The 16,800-nt window shown below is 37.0% G+C and carries 15 protein-coding genes; 9 read left to right on the forward strand and 6 right to left on the reverse strand.

What is annotated here, in order from left to right; all coding sequences use genetic code 11:
• Window positions 1-39 precede the first annotated feature (39 nt).
• Both Q0874_RS09210 and Q0874_RS09215 read left to right on the forward strand, forming a co-directional pair.
• Window positions 40-900 (forward strand): alpha/beta fold hydrolase, encoded by an 861-nt coding sequence (locus Q0874_RS09210; RefSeq protein ID WP_299162170.1) that lies wholly within the window; start codon window positions 40-42, stop codon window positions 898-900.
• The gene (locus Q0874_RS09215; protein WP_299162172.1) at window positions 901-1,728 is read left to right on the forward strand and encodes an alpha/beta fold hydrolase; all 828 of its coding nucleotides are present in this window, start codon (window positions 901-903) and stop codon (window positions 1,726-1,728) included.
• On the opposite strand, the gene cysM is transcribed toward Q0874_RS09215, so the two are convergent.
• Both cysM and epsC read right to left on the reverse strand, forming a co-directional pair.
• Window positions 1,701-2,585 (reverse strand): cysteine synthase CysM, encoded by an 885-nt coding sequence (gene cysM, locus Q0874_RS09220; RefSeq protein WP_299162175.1) that lies wholly within the window; start codon window positions 2,583-2,585, stop codon window positions 1,701-1,703. The genes Q0874_RS09215 and cysM overlap by 28 nt on opposite strands.
• Complete coding sequence (gene epsC / locus Q0874_RS09225) at window positions 2,575-3,369, reverse strand: serine O-acetyltransferase EpsC (protein ID WP_299162177.1); 795 nt, start codon at window positions 3,367-3,369, stop codon at window positions 2,575-2,577. Before epsC ends, cysM begins: the two co-directional genes overlap by 11 nt.
• Before the next feature lie 93 nt (window positions 3,370-3,462).
• On the opposite strand from epsC, the gene Q0874_RS09230 reads away from it, so the two are divergent.
• Window positions 3,463-4,143 carry a DUF2461 domain-containing protein gene (locus Q0874_RS09230; RefSeq protein WP_299162179.1) on the forward strand — a complete coding sequence of 227 codons (681 nt, stop codon included), beginning with the start codon at window positions 3,463-3,465 and terminating at the stop codon, window positions 4,141-4,143.
• Here Q0874_RS09230 and Q0874_RS09235 read toward each other — a convergent pair.
• On the reverse strand, window positions 4,135-4,542 hold the full coding sequence (locus tag Q0874_RS09235) for a glyoxalase (protein ID WP_299162182.1): 408 nt from the start codon (window positions 4,540-4,542) through the stop codon (window positions 4,135-4,137). The two genes, Q0874_RS09230 and Q0874_RS09235, sit on opposite strands and share 9 nt — an antisense overlap.
• 193 nt (window positions 4,543-4,735) lie before the next feature.
• Between Q0874_RS09235 and Q0874_RS09240 the strand changes: the two genes are divergently transcribed.
• Complete coding sequence (locus tag Q0874_RS09240) at window positions 4,736-5,623, forward strand: DUF72 domain-containing protein (protein ID WP_299162185.1); 888 nt, start codon at window positions 4,736-4,738, stop codon at window positions 5,621-5,623.
• Here the strand turns inward: Q0874_RS09240 and Q0874_RS09245 are convergent, their stop codons facing one another.
• From Q0874_RS09245 to Q0874_RS09255, 3 genes are all read right to left on the reverse strand, one after another.
• The gene (locus Q0874_RS09245; protein ID WP_299162187.1) at window positions 5,624-6,481 is read right to left on the reverse strand and encodes a phosphatidylserine decarboxylase; all 858 of its coding nucleotides are present in this window, start codon (window positions 6,479-6,481) and stop codon (window positions 5,624-5,626) included. It abuts the gene before it with no gap.
• 6 nt (window positions 6,482-6,487) lie between these two features.
• Complete coding sequence (locus Q0874_RS09250) at window positions 6,488-6,670, reverse strand: hypothetical protein (protein ID WP_299162189.1); 183 nt, start codon at window positions 6,668-6,670, stop codon at window positions 6,488-6,490.
• A 216-nt stretch (window positions 6,671-6,886) separates the two neighbouring features.
• A complete protein-coding gene (locus Q0874_RS09255) occupies window positions 6,887-8,173 on the reverse strand; it encodes a dipeptidase (protein WP_299162192.1) in 1,287 nt (428 codons plus the stop codon).
• Between the two features lie 193 nt (window positions 8,174-8,366).
• On the opposite strand from Q0874_RS09255, the gene Q0874_RS09260 reads away from it, so the two are divergent.
• From Q0874_RS09260 to Q0874_RS09280, 5 genes are read left to right on the forward strand one after another with little or no spacing between them, the layout of a single operon-like run.
• Window positions 8,367-10,121 carry an ATP-binding protein gene (locus tag Q0874_RS09260; protein ID WP_299162195.1) on the forward strand — a complete coding sequence of 585 codons (1,755 nt, stop codon included), beginning with the start codon at window positions 8,367-8,369 and terminating at the stop codon, window positions 10,119-10,121.
• Window positions 10,122-10,125: 4 nt separating this feature from the next.
• Entirely contained in the window at window positions 10,126-10,497 is a 372-nt protein-coding gene (locus Q0874_RS09265; RefSeq protein WP_299162198.1) for a response regulator, read from the forward strand.
• Window positions 10,498-10,500: 3 nt separating this feature from the next.
• On the forward strand, window positions 10,501-12,957 hold the full coding sequence (locus Q0874_RS09270) for a hypothetical protein (protein ID WP_299162201.1): 2,457 nt from the start codon (window positions 10,501-10,503) through the stop codon (window positions 12,955-12,957).
• On the forward strand, window positions 12,950-14,377 hold the full coding sequence (locus Q0874_RS09275; protein WP_299162204.1) for a glycosyltransferase: 1,428 nt from the start codon (window positions 12,950-12,952) through the stop codon (window positions 14,375-14,377). Before Q0874_RS09270 ends, Q0874_RS09275 begins: the two co-directional genes overlap by 8 nt.
• 4 nt (window positions 14,378-14,381) lie before the next feature.
• Window positions 14,382-16,778, forward strand: coding sequence for an LTA synthase family protein (locus Q0874_RS09280; RefSeq protein WP_299162207.1), 2,397 nt, complete (start codon window positions 14,382-14,384; stop codon window positions 16,776-16,778).
• The last annotated feature ends 22 nt before the right edge of the window (window positions 16,779-16,800 follow it).

Consider the following 16,800-nt stretch of genomic DNA (forward strand, 5'->3'; position numbering starts at 1 on the left):
TAAATAGAATTTTTTGTACATTGAAACAAATGTTATTCTATGCCAAATTGGGGTTATATTGTTGTTTTGTTGATTCTGGCCTATGTCGTAATTAGTGCGCTAGTTTATTTACTTCAGGATTACCTTATGTTTAAACCCGAAAAACTTCCAAAAGATTTTCTGTTTCAATATGAGCACCAGGAAATAGAGGAATATAATGTTGAAACAAGGGATGGGGCAATAATAAATGGACTTAGATTTAAAGCACAGCAGCCTAAAGGGATTGTATTCTATCTAAAAGGAAATTCCAAAAGCATAAAAGGATGGGGGAAGTTTGCAGTGGATTTTACAAGGCATGGCTATGATGTATTAATGGTAGATTACAGGGGTTTTGGTAAAAGCACAGGTAGACGCACGCAGAAAGCTATTAAGCGGGATATGCAGGTAATCTACAATAAAATAAAGGAGAACGTTGACGAAAAGTATATCATACTTTATGGTCGCTCTTTAGGTTCTGGTTTTGCTGCCAAACTAGCATCTATGAACAATCCTAGAATGCTGATACTGGATGCTCCCTACTACAGTTTAAGCAAGGTGGCCAAAAAATACATTCCTTTTATGCCTCTTTCGATATTGCTTAAATTTCCAATGCCTACCTATAAATGGCTGCAATACGTAAATTGCCCTATCCATATAATACATGGAACAGATGATAAGTTGATTCCTTACAAGACAAGTGTTAAGCTATCCAAAATAAAACCAACTACAACAACCTTATATACGGTGATTGGTGGAGGGCACAAGAATTTGAATACATTCGAATCTTACCACAAAATGTTGAGTGAAATCATAACAAAAAGACCAACAAAGGTTGATCTCAAAGGTTCCAGTATTCATGTAAAACATAATTTAAAAGTTTAAATGGTTAAACTAAAAAAAGCTGTTCTATTCTTATTAACAGTTTATCTACTTATATCTACTATGCTCTATTTTCTTCAGGAAAAACTTATCTTTTTACCTTCCACATTGCCCACAGATTATACTTATTCCTTTACTCAGCCTTTTGAGGAGATCTTTTTAACAGCTGATGATGGTGCCGTTTTAAATGGCATACATTTTAAACAGGAGCAGCCTGAAGGAGTTATTGTCTATTACCATGGTAATGCCGGCGATCTTACACGCTGGGGAAATATTGCACTATTCTTTGTTGAAAAGAACTATGATGTAATTATTATGGACTACAGAACCTACGGAAAAAGCACCGGTAAGCTTAGTGAAGAAGCACTTTTTAATGACGGACAGCTATTTTATGAATACGCCTTAAAACATTATGATGAGTCGGGAATTACATTGTACGGTCGTTCACTGGGCACTGGGATCGCAACTTGGGTTGCTTCGCAAAACAGCCCGTTTCGCCTTATCCTGGAAACACCTTATTACAGTCTTTTGGATTTGGGAAAAAACCGTTTTCCGTATTTACCGGTTCAATGGTTTTTAAAATATCCATTAAAAACGTATAAGTACATTTCAGAAGTGAGCTGTCCAATAGCATTTTTTCATGGCACAGAAGATAGAGTAGTGCCCTATAATTCGGGCTTACGCCTTTTTAATTCCGTCTCAGTCGATAAAAATACCTTCTTTACAATAAAGGGCGGGCAGCATAATAATTTAAATGAATTCGAGGTTTATCGTGCTGGGGTTCAGGAAATTCTATCCTCTTATCAGTCAAATAAATCTGAAGATAAATAGCGGTCACCCCGGTCGCAAATAATGGAAACAATCAGGCCGCTTTTAAGACTCGCAGCTAGTTTTAAAGCAGCTACCGTTGCCCCACCACTGCTCATTCCTGCGAAAATACCTTCTTCCTTGGCTAAGCGTTTAGACATAATTCTGGCTTCATCTTCGCTTACTTCCATTATCTGATCAACTTTTGAAGGGTCGAAGATCTTTGGAAGGTATTCTTTGGGCCATTTTCTAATTCCGGGAATTTTGGATTCATCCTTGGGTTGTACACCTACAATGGTCACATTTTTGTTTTGCTCTTTCAAATAGGAAGACGTCCCCATAATAGTTCCGGTTGTTCCCATGGAGGAAACAAAATGGGTGACTTTCCCTGCCGTATCCCTCCATATTTCCGGGCCGGTAGTGGCGTAATGCGCTTTCCAGTTGTCGTCGTTTGCAAATTGGTTAAGCATTTGATAACCATCTTCTATTACCTTTGCCTCTGCATAATCCCGGGCGCCTTCTATCCCCAATTCGGCATTGGTTAATGTAACTTTTGCTCCATATGCACGCATGGTTTGCACCCTTTCCTTAGTTGAGTTTTTGGGCATTACCAATTCAATATTTAGCTTGTATATACCGGCAATCATAGCCAAAGCAATTCCGGTATTCCCACTGGTTGCCTCAATTAATTTGCTGTTGCCGTTAATCTCTCCTCGTTCTATCCCGCTTTTGATCATATTATAAGCGGCTCTGTCCTTAACGCTGCCTCCGGGATTATGCCCTTCCATCTTAAACAGAAGAGTAACGCCGGGGTTTACATTTAAAGATCTTGAGGCCACAAGAGGCGTGTTCCCTATGAGATCTAGAATACTATGAGACATTAGGCGAGGTTTTTATTTTTATTTCAGCGCTATGAAAAACTGTAGAATTGGGAGCTACAGATGAAGTTACCCAGGCATTGCCCCCAATTACGGAATTTTCTCCAATTATAGTATTACCACCTAAAATAGTGGCATTTGCATATATAGTAACATTATCCTCAATAGTAGGATGGCGCTTGGTCCTCTCCAAATTTTTAGCTACATATAACGCTCCTAGTGTTACCCCCTGGTAGATCTTTACATTGTTTTTAATTATTGCCGTTTCCCCAATAACAACCCCGGTTGCATGATCAATAAAAAAAGATTCTCCTATTTGAGCACCTGGATTTATGTCTACCCCGGTTTGTCTGTGAGCATATTCTGTCATTAATCTTGGAACAAGAGGGAAACCCTTGTTATACAATTCATGTGCCAGGCGATAGATAGCAATCGCATAAAAGCCGGGATATGCCATATAAACTTCTTCAATAGACAAGGAAGCCGGATCACAGCTGGCTATGGCTTCTGCGTCTAAATTTAGCTTTTCAAGGACCATAGGCAGTTTTTCCAAATAATTGCCCCATATTTTGGTACAGGGTTTTTCAACATCCCAACAAGCCAGATTTATCAACTCATCAAATTTAATTTCCAGAGATTCAATATTTGTCTCAACAGGAGTTTCAATGTCAAATAATGTAAGGAATAGAAGGTCTGTAAAATCTTCCACCTTTCGTTTAAGCCGAAATCTGAGATTAGGCTGCTTTTTATTTTCTATAATTTTCTTTACGATTATTGACTTGTCCATTGTATAAAGTTGAGTATCAAAATTAACCAATATTCAAAAAGCATCTAGCCCAAAATGGTTAACTTTAGCATAAATTTTATACCGCTTAGTCGAATGGCAGATACAGTAATTACTAAAGACACGCTTCGTTTTTTGAACGAACTAAAAATAAACAATAATCGCGAATGGTTTGAGCAGAATAAGTCAGAATTCAAATCTTTGGAAACTGGTGTAAAAGGATTTTACAACAGTCTGATGGATAAGATGAAAGAGCATGATGAAATTGAAAAACTAAAAATGTTTCGAATTTACAGAGATGTAAGATTTTCCAAAGATAAAACGCCGTATAAATCTCATTTTGCGGGTTCCTTTTCAAGGGCAGGCGCTAAGCTTAGAGGGGGATATTATTTACAGATCCGACCTGGAGGATCATTTATGGCTGCCGGTTTTTGGGAACCAAATAAGGAAGATCTTTTACGTATTCGGAAGGAACTTGAGCTTGATGCAACAGCTTTAAGAGAATTAATTAATAAGCCTTCCTTTAAGAATACTTGGGGAGAACTGGTTGGTGACGAAGTTAAAACAGCTCCTAAAGGATTTAGTAAGGACGATCCTAATATTGATCTGATCAGGAAAAAAGCGTTTATTTTTGTGCGAAATTTTACAGATAAAGAAGTGTTGAATAAGGATTTTATTGTAGAAGTAAATAAATCCTTTAAAGAAATCAGACCCTATTTTAATCTAATGAGTGAAATCCTGACAACTAATCTTAATGGAGAATCCCTCCTAAACTAATACTGTAATTTCGAAAGCTTGTACCTGGTCTTTTAGGCGCTCAACTACGATATTCATCATCCGTTTGTTTAGCGTAGAAGAGTTTTGAATATAGGCCATATATTCTTCAACGGTAAACTGCCCTATTATTATACCCTTCAGTGAGTTTCGGAATTTGATATCCTTTTGAATAGCATTTTCTATATAATCTAATCGTTTTTCAATGTTCAATTGATAAAACGCATTCTTATGTTTAATAATGTAATTCTTAAATGCTTCGATTAATAATGGGTTTTGAAATTTGATTATAGGACGTAGCGTACTGTTCTGGAATTGCTCGTCTTTACTCATGTAAGGGGTTATTTTGGCATTGGGAATCTCCGGCCTTAGGCTTAGGAGGTCAGCAGATCTTTGGTTCATCTGTAGGAGTTTCTATAAAATTAGAAAATACGCCACCTATCCTAAGCCTGGATAGTAATTAGTTGTTAACTGGTTTATGAACAGGCGGAATTTCAATGAAAATAATGCAATAGCCTATTTGCATAAGTTCGTTTACAAACGTATTATGAATTATATGTAATTTCATCATCGTTTAAAAGTAATAGGATGCAGCATGAAATTTGGTAAGGTAGACCGCCCGGATCTTATAGATTTATCCCTTCCTGAGGACCATCCTAACCTAGCGGATGTATTACATTCTGATGCCGGTAAAGACCCGTTAAAAATATTTGTAGGATGCGCCAAGTGGAATCGGCAGGAACTTAAAAATTTTTATCCCCGTGGGACAAAGGAAGAATTACCTTATTACAGCAGTCAATTTAATTGTATAGAACTCAATGCCACCTTTTACCGCATCTTTCCCGTTAAACAATATAATGACTGGTATCATATGGTCCCAGATACATTTAAATTTTTTCCCAAGGTGGTTCAAAATGTGAGTCATCTGAGACGCTTAAACGACATGGCATATCCCGCACTTGAAAACTTCCTTTTGGCCACTGCAGGATTCGAAGATAAATTGGGGACCATTTTTTTGCAAATGCACCCAAACTTCGGCCCAAAAAACTGGGATAGGGTAGTTCGATTGGTGGATTACTGGCCAAAAGAGTTTCCACTTGCCTTGGAATTTAGGCATACTGATTGGTTTAATGATGAGTATGTAGCCAATGAGCTTTACAATTTACTGGAAGAAAAGAAGATTGCTAATATTCTGGTAGACACGGCAGGACGAAGAGATATTATGCATATGCGACTCACCAATAACGAAGCCTTTGTTCGTTTTGTTGGGGCTAATCATAAAAGTGATTATGACCGTCTTGATGAATGGGTAGAGCGCCTATGGCATTGGCATACTTTGGGGCTTACTAACATCCATTTTTTTATTCATCAGAATATGGAATTGGAATCTCCTTTGCTGGCCGCTTTTTTTATAAGGAAGATAAATGAAAAATTCAGGATAAACCTTAATGTACCAAAAACCTTAGCTGGGAATATTAATTAATCAATAGCTTGCACCTACTTCTACAAAGGTATTTTTATGATGATACTTTGGGTGTTCAGGAGCAGCCATACAGCAGGTGGAACCCAGATAAAACAGAGCCAATTCATCAAGTTTTTCAACATAACCGTCCAAAGTTATAGATTTAGGAAGTTTTATACTGCCAACCCCTGGGCCTCCAACAACAGATAGGTACCAGATTCTCCCTTTATTATCAGTAATATCAATATTATAGCGTTCATTCCTGAATGCGGGTAAGGATGGATTTTGTTTATATATCCATGGGCGTAATACTATGAGGTCTCCCGGTATATGCTGAATTCTGGTAATAGTGCCGCTTACGGGAGCATGTATCCGATGGTAATTTTTGTTATGCAAAAAAACGTTTGTAAAACTATAAGCAGGTGGAATGTCTCCCTTGGATACTCCAAAAATTGTCTCAATAGTGCGTATATCACTTTTAACTTTTGAGGTTCCAAATTCATGGACTTTTCCTTCATCACAAAGCAAACCCTCGCAGGGCCAAACCCAGGGACTATTACTTACGGGAAGCATCTTGAACCTTCGAATAAAAAAATCCTGAAAACTTCCAAAATCCTCTTTCCCCTCCGGAGGGAGAAATTTGTCCTTGTAATTGGGATCCCTATAATAATACCTTATATAAGGAGCAATGATATATTTAGTAAAAGGTTTGTCATAAACCCTAGAATAGAAAGCGGAAATACTTCGCTGCAAATTGCCAGGTAAGCCTCCCCAAAATGTAACGGACAAGAACTTATATAAGTCAGCTCGCCACTGCGGTATTTTGAAAATCGTGAAACACGGATCGGAATTGTGATATGCTATTCCTGCTGGCTCCATGATGATTTAGCTATAATTTTCGAATACAGAATAACTCTTTTTCATCTTGTTGCAGTCTGATTGTTTCTTGAGTTTAATATGGGTTTCATGAATTCCTGCCTGCATATCAGAATCAGTTGGAGACACATTTACATAATTGGAGAAAAAAGCAAGAAGAAGGGCAACGAAGTATTTGCTGATTGTTTGCATGATGAAATTTGTTTAGGTTTCTTAAATCTATTCAATTTCATCTCTCACTAAAAAGGAATTAAGAAAAGTTTATTGTTAGCTTAACATTATTTAGTATTCTTCCCCAATTATTTGTTAACACTTTTGACTTTTTCTGAGAAATATAGAATGTTCAATCCATTTTAGGTTTAAACGGAAAATTAAGTTTAAGCTATTCACCAATGCTTTACATTGCTATTACTTTTTCAAAGAACGTGCATATTCCTGAACCTCATCCAGTACTCGTAGTAAATTGCCACCCCATAATTTTTCAATTTCGGATTCAGAATATCCCCTTTTTACCAATTCCAAGGTTACATTAAAGGTTTCGGAAGCATCGGACCATCCTTTAATACCACCGCCACCATCGAAGTCAGAGCTTATTCCTACGTGGTTTATCCCTATAAGATTAACCATATAGTCTATATGGTCTACAAAGTCTGACACATCCACTTCGGGCGGTACATCGTTTCTGTCAGCAACAATTACTCTTGCTAATTCGACAACTCTATTGGAATTTTCAAGATAATCATCCTGTTCTTTTTCGGTGAGTAGTCCCAATTGCGATTTTTCAATCCATTTTATTCCAAGCGAATCTGCAATGTGCTTGTATATCCCTTTCATGTAATTTTCCCTCTTATCATATTTTGCTGTATTCAAGTAGGCATCCAGGGCCACTGTTTGCACCACACCACCATTTTCTTGGAGTAATTTTAATTGCTCATCATCTAAATTTCTGCTGTGATCACAAAGCGCGCGTGCTGAAGAATGAGAAGCAATGATTGGAGCTTTGGATAAAGATACAATCTGAATCATAGATTCCTTTGAAACATGTGATACATCAATCATAATACCCAATCTATTCATCTCATAAACAGCTTTTTCACCTAGTTTACTTAAACCATTATATAACCATATATTGTCTTTTTCTCCTGTATTAGAATCACAAAATTGACTATGACCGTTATGGGCAAGGGAGATATATCTTGCGCCCAATTTTTGATATTGTTCAAATTTGGATAGATCCTCACCAATCGGATATGCATTTTCCACACCAATCATAGCTATTTTTTTACCAGATTTATGAATAGCCTTAACCTCTTCGGAAGTTCTGGCAAGATCAATTTCTCCGGAACCGAATGTATCACACAAACGGTGAATAGCATTAAATTTGGCCATGGCATTTGCCTCTGCTTTGGCATAACCCACAGGGTTTAAGGAATCCTGACCGGTATAGACAATAAACCATGCCACATCTAACCCTCCCGCCTTCATTTTCGGTAAATTAACCTGGGTCTCCAGATCCTGGGTATAATTTATACTGTCAGTAAAATTTTTCACATTAATATCATTATGCGTATCAACCGTAATTACATTTTCATGGATCTGTCTGGCGGTGGCCTCAAGGTCTGGTTTTTTTGAAGTTTTGGATTCATTGCACCCAATGGTCGATAAAAGACAGAAAAAGCCAATAATATGTCGCATACGATAAGATTTATACCTACAAATAAAGCAATTTGACAACATAATACGCGCCCTAGGTAACATTTAATTGCATGAGGGTCTGTAAATAGGGATTTTTAGACATGTTAAAGTTTAGAAAATTGAAGTTTGAGAAGGCCCTGGGAAGAATCACCCTTTTGCATTTCCAATCCTATAACTAACCTAAAATTACCCCTTGAAACCAAAAAACCTACTTTCTCAATTGTCGGAACTGGAGACGACTCTTAATAATTTTTCATTTGAAGAATTATCTGCAGATGAAGCCACACGTCTTAAAAAATCATTTGAAGCCTTTAAAACCCATCTTGAAAAACGGATTTGGGGAGAAGATATTCCACTTGATCTGGATTCCAAAACAGATTCAATAAAAGAACAAGAGCAGTTACAAAATGCTCAGGAAATGCTGATCGCCACAGTCAGTCATGAGATACGAACGCCACTAAGCGGAATAATTGGCTTTGCAGACCTTTTAAAAGAGGGAGAATTAACCGCAGACCAACAATATCAGGTTAACGCCATTCAATCGGCTTCCAATTCCCTAATGGATATTATCAACGAACTTTTGGAATACTCCAAACTTTCGGCCGGATTGGAAAATTTTGAAATGCTGGATTTTAATTTTTTCAGCATTATACAGGATGTTGTTTATCTCTGTAATACGCTTATGCTGGGTAAAGATGTTCAACTCGAAGTAGACATTGACACGAATATCCCCGGGAACCTTATTGGTGATCCTTCCAAGCTTTCACAAATATTATTAAACCTTCTTGGTAATTCTATAAAGTTTGTAGAAGAGGGCGAGATAATGCTAAAAATTAAACTACACAGGCAGGATCAGGAAAAAGTTACATTAGACTTTGTTGTTACTGATACCGGAATCGGAATCTCTAAGGATGATTTAGAACATATTTTTGGCTCATTTAAACAAGCTAATCAACAGACATTTTCTAAATATGGAGGCGCCGGGCTTGGATTGAATATTGTAAAGCAGATTGTTGACAAACTAGACGGGGAAATTAAAGTTGAAAGTACGCTTGGCGTTGGTACTACATTTAGATTTACGCTGCCTTATACAAAAGGTTTATCTGCTGCGATATCTAAATCTAAACCAACAGAAATCTCTTCGGAAGAGGTTAAAGGAATGAAGATCCTGGTATTTGAAGACAATGCGTTAAATCAGCGACTTATAGAACGTCGATTAAATTCGTGGGGCTGTAAAACCTATATTACAGAAAACCCCATCTATGGTTTGAATCTCCTTCAAACTACTGCAATTGACATTGTACTTATGGACCTCCGAATGCCTATAATGAGCGGGTTTGAAGTAACACAAAAAATTAGAAAGAGCACTAAAAAAGAAGTGGCAGAGATCCCCATAATAGCCCTCACAGCAGACTTCACTATCGACGATAAAAACGAATGTGAAGAAAATGGAATAAATGATTTCATCCTTAAGCCGTTTAGCCCGGAAGAATTACTTTCAAAACTAATTAAAAACAGGAATGACCAGCAAACTAATTTTAAATTAAATGCCTCATCGAACGATAATCAAGTCGATATATCGGTAACTGATTCGCGCTTCGACCTTAATTCTGTTCTAGAAGACTGCATGGGTGAGTTGGAGCTGCTGGAGGAGCTGATTGAGCTTTACAAAAGGAATGCCCTTGAATTTATTGGCAATGTTAAAATGAAACTGCAAGATAGCGATATAGAAGGGGTTGCATTCGCAGCACACAAGATCAAATGTGGTTTAAAAATGATGCAGACAATGGAGCTATTTTCCATTGTTGAGCAATTAGATACCGCCGCAAAGACCACTAAAGATGAAAATCATATGCAATTTCTGCTAAACAGATTTGTACAGGAATATCCGAAAGCAGAAAAGATGATTGATGAAGAATTAAGGCGAATAAAGAAAAATAGGAACTAGCAGGATGGTAAAGAAAAATCTACTATTAGCGGAGGACGATGAGTTGTTAGCATCTTTATTGGATTATAGACTTCAAAAAGGGGGTTATAATGTCCACGTAGCAAATGACGGCAGGGATGTAAAAGAATATCTTAGAAGGGCAACTCCCGATATTATTGTTAGCGATATAATGATGCCCTATTTCTCTGGAATTGAACTCATAGATTATGTAAGAAACCAATTGGATTCAAAGATTCCAATAATCATTATTTCATCTGCAGGAAACGAAGAAAACGTCCTTAGTGCTTTTGAGTTAGGAGCAAATGACTTCATATCTAAACCGGTGAGTCCTTCTGAACTTTTGGTTAGGGTAGGAAGGGAATTAAACAAACAATAATTTTTGAAATTAATCTCACCAACATATCACGGCTTTACGCTGATAAGTGCACCAAAGATCCATATGGATCTTTTGTGGGATTTAACAATATTGTTTTCCGGACTCGGAATCATATTCTTTTTAGGTGTTTTTATATTCAGGAACCGTCTTTCTGCTAAAGCGTCAAAAGTAGCCGGGCAAAAAAAGATCCTGGCTCCCATCATCAGTAATTTTCTCTTCCACGAGACAGATGCCACTAAGGATGAAAACTATGAATACATAAAATTAAAAATTGAAATTCGGGATTTATTGAAAACACCCTTTAACCGATTAGTCTTAACAGAGATCTTGTTAGATCTTAAAAAAGACCTTTCGGGAGATTCTCGTAATCGCATCTATAAATTGTACCAGGACCTGGAGCTACATTTAGATGCCTTTAATAAATTAAGGAGCTGGCGCTGGGAGGTCGTTTCCAAGGGAATACTTGAATTAACCCAAATGAGAGTATTAGCTGCTTATGGGTTTATAAAAAAGTTCATAAATGATAAAAGAGGCGTAGTACGTAAACAAGCGCAAATAGCAACGGTTACTCTAAAACATGAAGGTATTGCGTATTTTTTAGATTCCACGAGATATGGAATCTCTGAGTGGCAACAATTAAAACTTCTGGATGTACTCAGGAATTTTGAGGACTTTACACCTCCGCGATTTAAAGCATGGCTTACCTCCAAAAACAGGGATGTCGTATTATTTGCCATTCGACTCATAAAGCATTATAACCAAAATGACGCCAATAAGTCTCTGATAGAATTGGTAAAGCACAGGAATGACCAGATTAAATCAGAAGCCATTCAGTGTATTAAGGATTTCGGTGTTTTTGAAGCTGCACCTGTGTTAAAATCTGTCTTTCGAAACTGTAGTGTGGATATTAAATTACAGATTCTTGACACCATTTCTTCATTAGGGAAAGCACAGGATATAGAATTTCTTCAAATCATATTAAATAAAGAATCAAACTTCCTTGTGAAAAGTAAAGCAATAAGTACAATTAATGCTATAGCCCCAGAAACCTATGTCCCAACAGAAGGAATTGATAAGCGTATTGCCACCAAGAATTTTGAAAATAATGTAGAAGACAATTCTACCCAATTAACAGAAGATATGAATAACAAGGAGATACAACTGGAAGACAGCCTGTCAGCCTCAAACCATGAAGAAGACTCAAAAGATCTGCAGAATCATTTAGATCCGGAAGTTGAGGATGAAATTATTTTTGATCTCTGCTTTATGGAGGAATTGGAGGACATCCTTACGGAATTTAATGAATCGGAGGATCAGGAAGTGAACTATTTGCCTCTGGATTTCTTGCCATTGATATCAGAAGAGGAGGAACTAAAATCTACCGTGGATCCTAAAACTGTTGAGAATAGTGATGTTGAAACGAAAGAAATTTTGGAAGAGGAAAGTTTTAAAGAAGAATTAGAGGCAATTCTTGATAATATCAAAACCCATAGTGCAGATGATGCATATGAAGGTGAGGAAGATACAGAATTGGAATTTTTGCCCTTGGTAGTAGAAAGTAATATAGAGGAAGAGTCAGAAGATTTGGCAGTGGCTGCTGATAAAGACATATTAGCTATGGAAGTAACGGAAGAGGAAGTAGTTAGAGAAGAAAAAAATTCAAATCTGCAGAACAAAATACCACAAGTTGATTGGTTGCCGGAACAAAAACTCGAAAGTTTTGAAACCAAAGCCAAAAACTCAATAGACTGGATGGCATTAGTGAGCGAATCTGAACGAGCCGGAAATATGGCTCAATCAGCTGCTTTAAATTCTTCGACCTGGCATGAAAATATTGAGGGTGAGGAAAATAATGATGATAATTCCACTCCAGATTTTTATGGATTCAGCATTTTTCAGGAATTATTCCGAACCTGCGACACAGAGTCCAAACTCATCTTATTAGATGAAATATTGGCTGTGGGCGATGAGAAAGAAGTTCATTTCTTAAAAACACTCCTGGAAGATAGTGACAAAAAGGTAAGTGCTAAAGCAGAATCAATATTAAAGGAGTTACATAAACTGTTAGCGCCTGAAATGCCCGACGAGACTACTATAGAACAAATTCACACTAATGGGCAAGGAGCTGAGAATACATATTCTGATAAGGAAGAAACGAAAGTAATAAGCTCGGTAAATATGAAGTCCGGAAGTTTTCCGGATATGGAAGAGGAAAATATGAAGTCCCTGGAGTACTGTTTTTTAGATGATTCAACCAATGAAAAAGATAATAATGAGAAACATCTTTATGAGTTGGATTTTGAATTAATGGATACCGCATTGGAGGTGATAAAAATGGGGCTGCAGCCAGATAAAACAGATTATAAAGAAACGGATAAAGAGGAAGATAAAATATTTGGTTCACTTATGAGAAACATAATCTTATTTCCTAAAAAACTTAAGGAGAAGTTTAATGGATAGTGGTTTATTCAACATATTAATAGAATATTTAAACATTGTATTTCTTGTGTTTACAGTGGTGCTTTTCACCATGTTCAGCATTATGGGATATCTGTCTACCCGAAAATCTATCCACTACAGAAGGAAAAACAGTTTCGTTGATTTGTCTAAAATAATGGCTTCACCTTTGGCGCCAAGTATTACTATTATTGCTCCGGCCCATAACGAGGGGTTGACCATAGTTGAAAACATTCGATCTCTTCTTTCCCTTCAATACGTGAATTATGAGGTAATGGTGGTTAATGATGGTAGTAAGGATAACACCTTACAGAATATGATAGACGCCTATGATCTGGAAAAAGTGCAACGCACAATAGATCCTGAATGGAGCTCAAAACCTATACGGGGTGTGTACAAATCCAGGCAGCGCTCCTTCTCAAAGCTAACAGTTATTGACAAAGAAAATGGCGGTAAATCTGATGCGTTAAATACAGGCATTCAACTATCTGAAAATAAATATGTTGGCTGTATAGATGTGGATTGCCTTTTACGACCAGATGCGCTACTGCATGTTGTAAAATCATTTTATCAAAGAACTCAAAAAAGGGTAATTGCCGTTGGCGGTGTAATTCGTGTTGCTAATTCCTGTAAAATTTCCGGTGGAACTCTTGAGGAGATTCGACTACCAAAAAATTGGCTGGCCAGATTCCAATTACTAGAGTATACCCGGTCTTTTCTTTTAGGAAGAATGGCCTGGGGCCGAATAGATAGTCTCTTGATCATTTCAGGAGCTTTTGGATTCTTCGATCGGGAAATAGCCCTGGAAGTAGGTGGATATGACACTGAAACAGTAGGAGAGGATATGGAGATTGTATTTAGAATGAGGCGTCATATGCATGAGCGCCAACTTCCCTATACGATCGAATATATCCCGGATTCACTCTGTTGGACTGAAGTTCCGGAAAGCACTAAAAATCTTGTGAATCAGCGAGATAGATGGGCACGTGGAAACCTGGAAACCTTGTTTACACATAAAGACATGTTTTTTAACCCCAAGTTTGGCCGACTTGGAATGCTTAGTTATCCGTATTGGTTTTTTTATGAATGGCTGGCGCCAATTTTAGAATTCATAGGGTTTTTTTCCATTATTATATTTTGCTATATGGGAATTTTAAATTTGGACTTCTTTCTGGCTATTACAATTACAGTCTATACATTTTCCATTATGTTTTCATTCTATGCAATTCTTTGGGATGTGTATTCTTATAATCAGTATACCAGGACAAAAGACATACTTATTCTAATGTTTTGTGCCATAATTGAACCATTTACATTTCACCCATTAGTAGTTTGGTCTGCTATTCGGGGTAATTATAAAAAATTATTTAGGGTAAAATCCGGCTGGGGATCACAGGTACGGAAAGGATTTGCCAAAATATAATAAAATGCAGATAGTCACTAACATATCGCGGAATGCCGGGCGAAAGACCCTAAGGGACTTTATACGTCTTATAATGGCCTTTTTTATATGTATGGTGGTTTTGTCCATTTATCAAAACCTACGCCTGTATATGGCGGGGGTTCTCGATGGAGTATTTACTAAAAGCCTGTTGCTTTTAGTTGTACATCATTCTGGTTTTACAGCCATGATCGGCCTTTTTATGGCTTTTATATTTAATTATTTGGAGGATAAGAAAAATTCTTTGGGATTTAAAGTGACATGCTTACTATTCATTGTTATTTTAATTCTTGAGGGCTTACTTATAGAATTCTATGTGCGTAACTACGACATACTTGGTGCCGGATTTTTAGAAGTTTATGCCAGCAGAACATCAACAGCTACCTTGTTGCTCTCTATCTTGCTTTTACTCCCTTTAATGGCAGGACTGCTATACCTCTTTTATAAATTAACAGCTTCCGTGTATGGAACTATAAGCCGGATGTTTCCACTGACCATTATTCTTTTAAGTTTATTTCTGGCCACCTTAACTTCCGATAAAAACCCTGTTAATGAAAATAAACTACAGTATTTAGCCTATAGCGTTGCTGATGAGCTTTTTGATTTTAACAAGTATGAAGGAGAAGAAGAGTATCCTCTATTACGCAACTATGTTTCAAATAAAAGCCTTGCTCCCTATTTTAATTTAAGAGATAAAAAGCCCAATTTGGTATTTATAATAGTTGACGGTCTGGGATCAGATTTTGCTGGTGATAGGGCAATATATCGTGGATTTACCCCTTTTTTAGATTCGCTTCAGACCAAATCCTTATATTGGAACAATTATTTGAGCAATGCCGGAGAAAGCCATGCTGCTTTACCATGCTTATTAGGTTCTTTGCCGTTTGGAGATAATGGTTTTACCAATACGGCTGCTTCCCCTGCCAGACAGACTATTTATGGGGTCCTTAAAAAAAATGACTATACTACTTCTTTTAACTACGGAGGGAACAGTGCACATAATCAATTAGACAAATTTCTCTATGAAGAAAGAGTAGATTTTATTTTAGACAACAAAGGGTTTGGCAGCGGATATCTGAAACAAAATGAAGATGCAGCCGGTATATCCCTTGGATATCCGGATAAAGCACTCTTTCAGAAATGGCAAAATGATCTCGTTGGTTCTAATAATCCAAGATTAGATGTCTTTTTTACCTTAAGTTCTAAAAAACCCTTCCTTATTCCTGAAAAAGAGGCTTATATACTTAAGGTGGACAAAGTTCTGGCTAAAGGCAAAATGGAGTCCAGGACTTCAAAGTTGGTGAAGAAGAATAAAGAGATTTTTGCCAGTATTTTATATACTGATAGCGCGTTAAAATCATTTTTCTCTTCATATGCCAGCAATGAGGATTACGATAACACCATCTTTATTATTACAGGCAGTCATAACCTTACTGATCTGCCACTGAAAGACAATTTGGGAAGATATAGGGTGCCCTTGCTCATATACAGTCCTTTATTAAAACAGCCAGCAAAGATAGCTTCTTTGGTTTCCCATGAAGATGTAGCGCCGGCAATCCTGGGGTTATTAGAATCGCGATATGATATGATAATTCCATCAGAAGTTGCCTGGCTGGGGAGAGGACTTATTCATGCTGGAGTATTTGACTCAACTAAGAAGATTCCTCTTTTCAGGCATAATAGCAATATTCAGGATTTTGTTTACGGCAATCATTTTCTTACTGGCGGTAATTTATTTAAGCTCGATAGTGAACTGAAATTGATAGATCCGGATCCTTCAGTTTTAAAGCAGGAAGTGAAAGAACATTTTAAGTATTTCAAAACGGTCAATAAATATGTCATGAACAATGATAAAATTATTCCTTCTTCATCAAACTTATTTGCTCAATTAAAAAGTAATCCTTCCAAAGAAGAAATGGTCTGGATAAACAGTGTTTTTAATGGTAAAGACTTTGATAATGCATACAATACTGCAAAAGAATTAGCCTTTGATGGTGATACGAAACGGGCCCTGCTTTTAGGAGGATATATCTTATCTCAGGTACCCGGTCATGCGGATACAGAAATATTAATGGGAAGAATTCATGCATGGGAGGGTCGGTATGATATAGCAATTGAAATACTGGAAGGAGCTATTCATAAGTATCCTATATATGCTGATGGCTATGCTGCTTTATTAGATGTCTTTTTCTGGTCAGATAATAACCAGCGCGCTTTGTCTCTTCAACGTTCTATAGAAAGAAATAACATTCAGAATAAAGAAGTACAAAACAAAATGAAGCGGGCTCAGCAGAAAATTGAGAAAACTGAAGAAAAGGAAAACAGTCAAAAAAACTTAATAAAATCAATTGGGGAATCACCCTTAATTTCGAATAGAAACTAATGTTATATCGAATAATATATTT

This window comes from uncultured Eudoraea sp. (genome assembly GCF_947490415.1).
Lineage (GTDB): Bacteria > Bacteroidota > Bacteroidia > Flavobacteriales > Flavobacteriaceae > Eudoraea.

Excerpts from the sequence above, each read along its gene's own strand:
- Q0874_RS09255 (WP_299162192.1), bottom strand. The coding sequence starts at position 8,173 with ATGCGACATATTATTGGCTTTTTCTGTCTTTTATCGACCATTGGGTGC.
- Q0874_RS09280 (WP_299162207.1), top strand. The coding sequence starts at position 14,382 with ATGCAGATAGTCACTAACATATCGCGGAATGCCGGGCGAAAGACCCTA.
- Q0874_RS09240 (WP_299162185.1), top strand. The coding sequence starts at position 4,736 with ATGAAATTTGGTAAGGTAGACCGCCCGGATCTTATAGATTTATCCCTT.
- Q0874_RS09210 (WP_299162170.1), top strand. The coding sequence starts at position 40 with ATGCCAAATTGGGGTTATATTGTTGTTTTGTTGATTCTGGCCTATGTC.
- Q0874_RS09235 (WP_299162182.1), bottom strand. The coding sequence starts at position 4,542 with ATGAACCAAAGATCTGCTGACCTCCTAAGCCTAAGGCCGGAGATTCCC.
- Q0874_RS09245 (WP_299162187.1), bottom strand. The coding sequence starts at position 6,481 with ATGGAGCCAGCAGGAATAGCATATCACAATTCCGATCCGTGTTTCACG.
- Q0874_RS09250 (WP_299162189.1), bottom strand. The coding sequence starts at position 6,670 with ATGCAAACAATCAGCAAATACTTCGTTGCCCTTCTTCTTGCTTTTTTC.
- Q0874_RS09275 (WP_299162204.1), top strand. The coding sequence starts at position 12,950 with ATGGATAGTGGTTTATTCAACATATTAATAGAATATTTAAACATTGTA.
- epsC (WP_299162177.1), bottom strand. The coding sequence starts at position 3,369 with ATGGACAAGTCAATAATCGTAAAGAAAATTATAGAAAATAAAAAGCAG.
- Q0874_RS09230 (WP_299162179.1), top strand. The coding sequence starts at position 3,463 with ATGGCAGATACAGTAATTACTAAAGACACGCTTCGTTTTTTGAACGAA.
- Q0874_RS09265 (WP_299162198.1), top strand. The coding sequence starts at position 10,126 with ATGGTAAAGAAAAATCTACTATTAGCGGAGGACGATGAGTTGTTAGCA.
- Q0874_RS09215 (WP_299162172.1), top strand. The coding sequence starts at position 901 with ATGGTTAAACTAAAAAAAGCTGTTCTATTCTTATTAACAGTTTATCTA.
- cysM (WP_299162175.1), bottom strand. The coding sequence starts at position 2,585 with ATGTCTCATAGTATTCTAGATCTCATAGGGAACACGCCTCTTGTGGCC.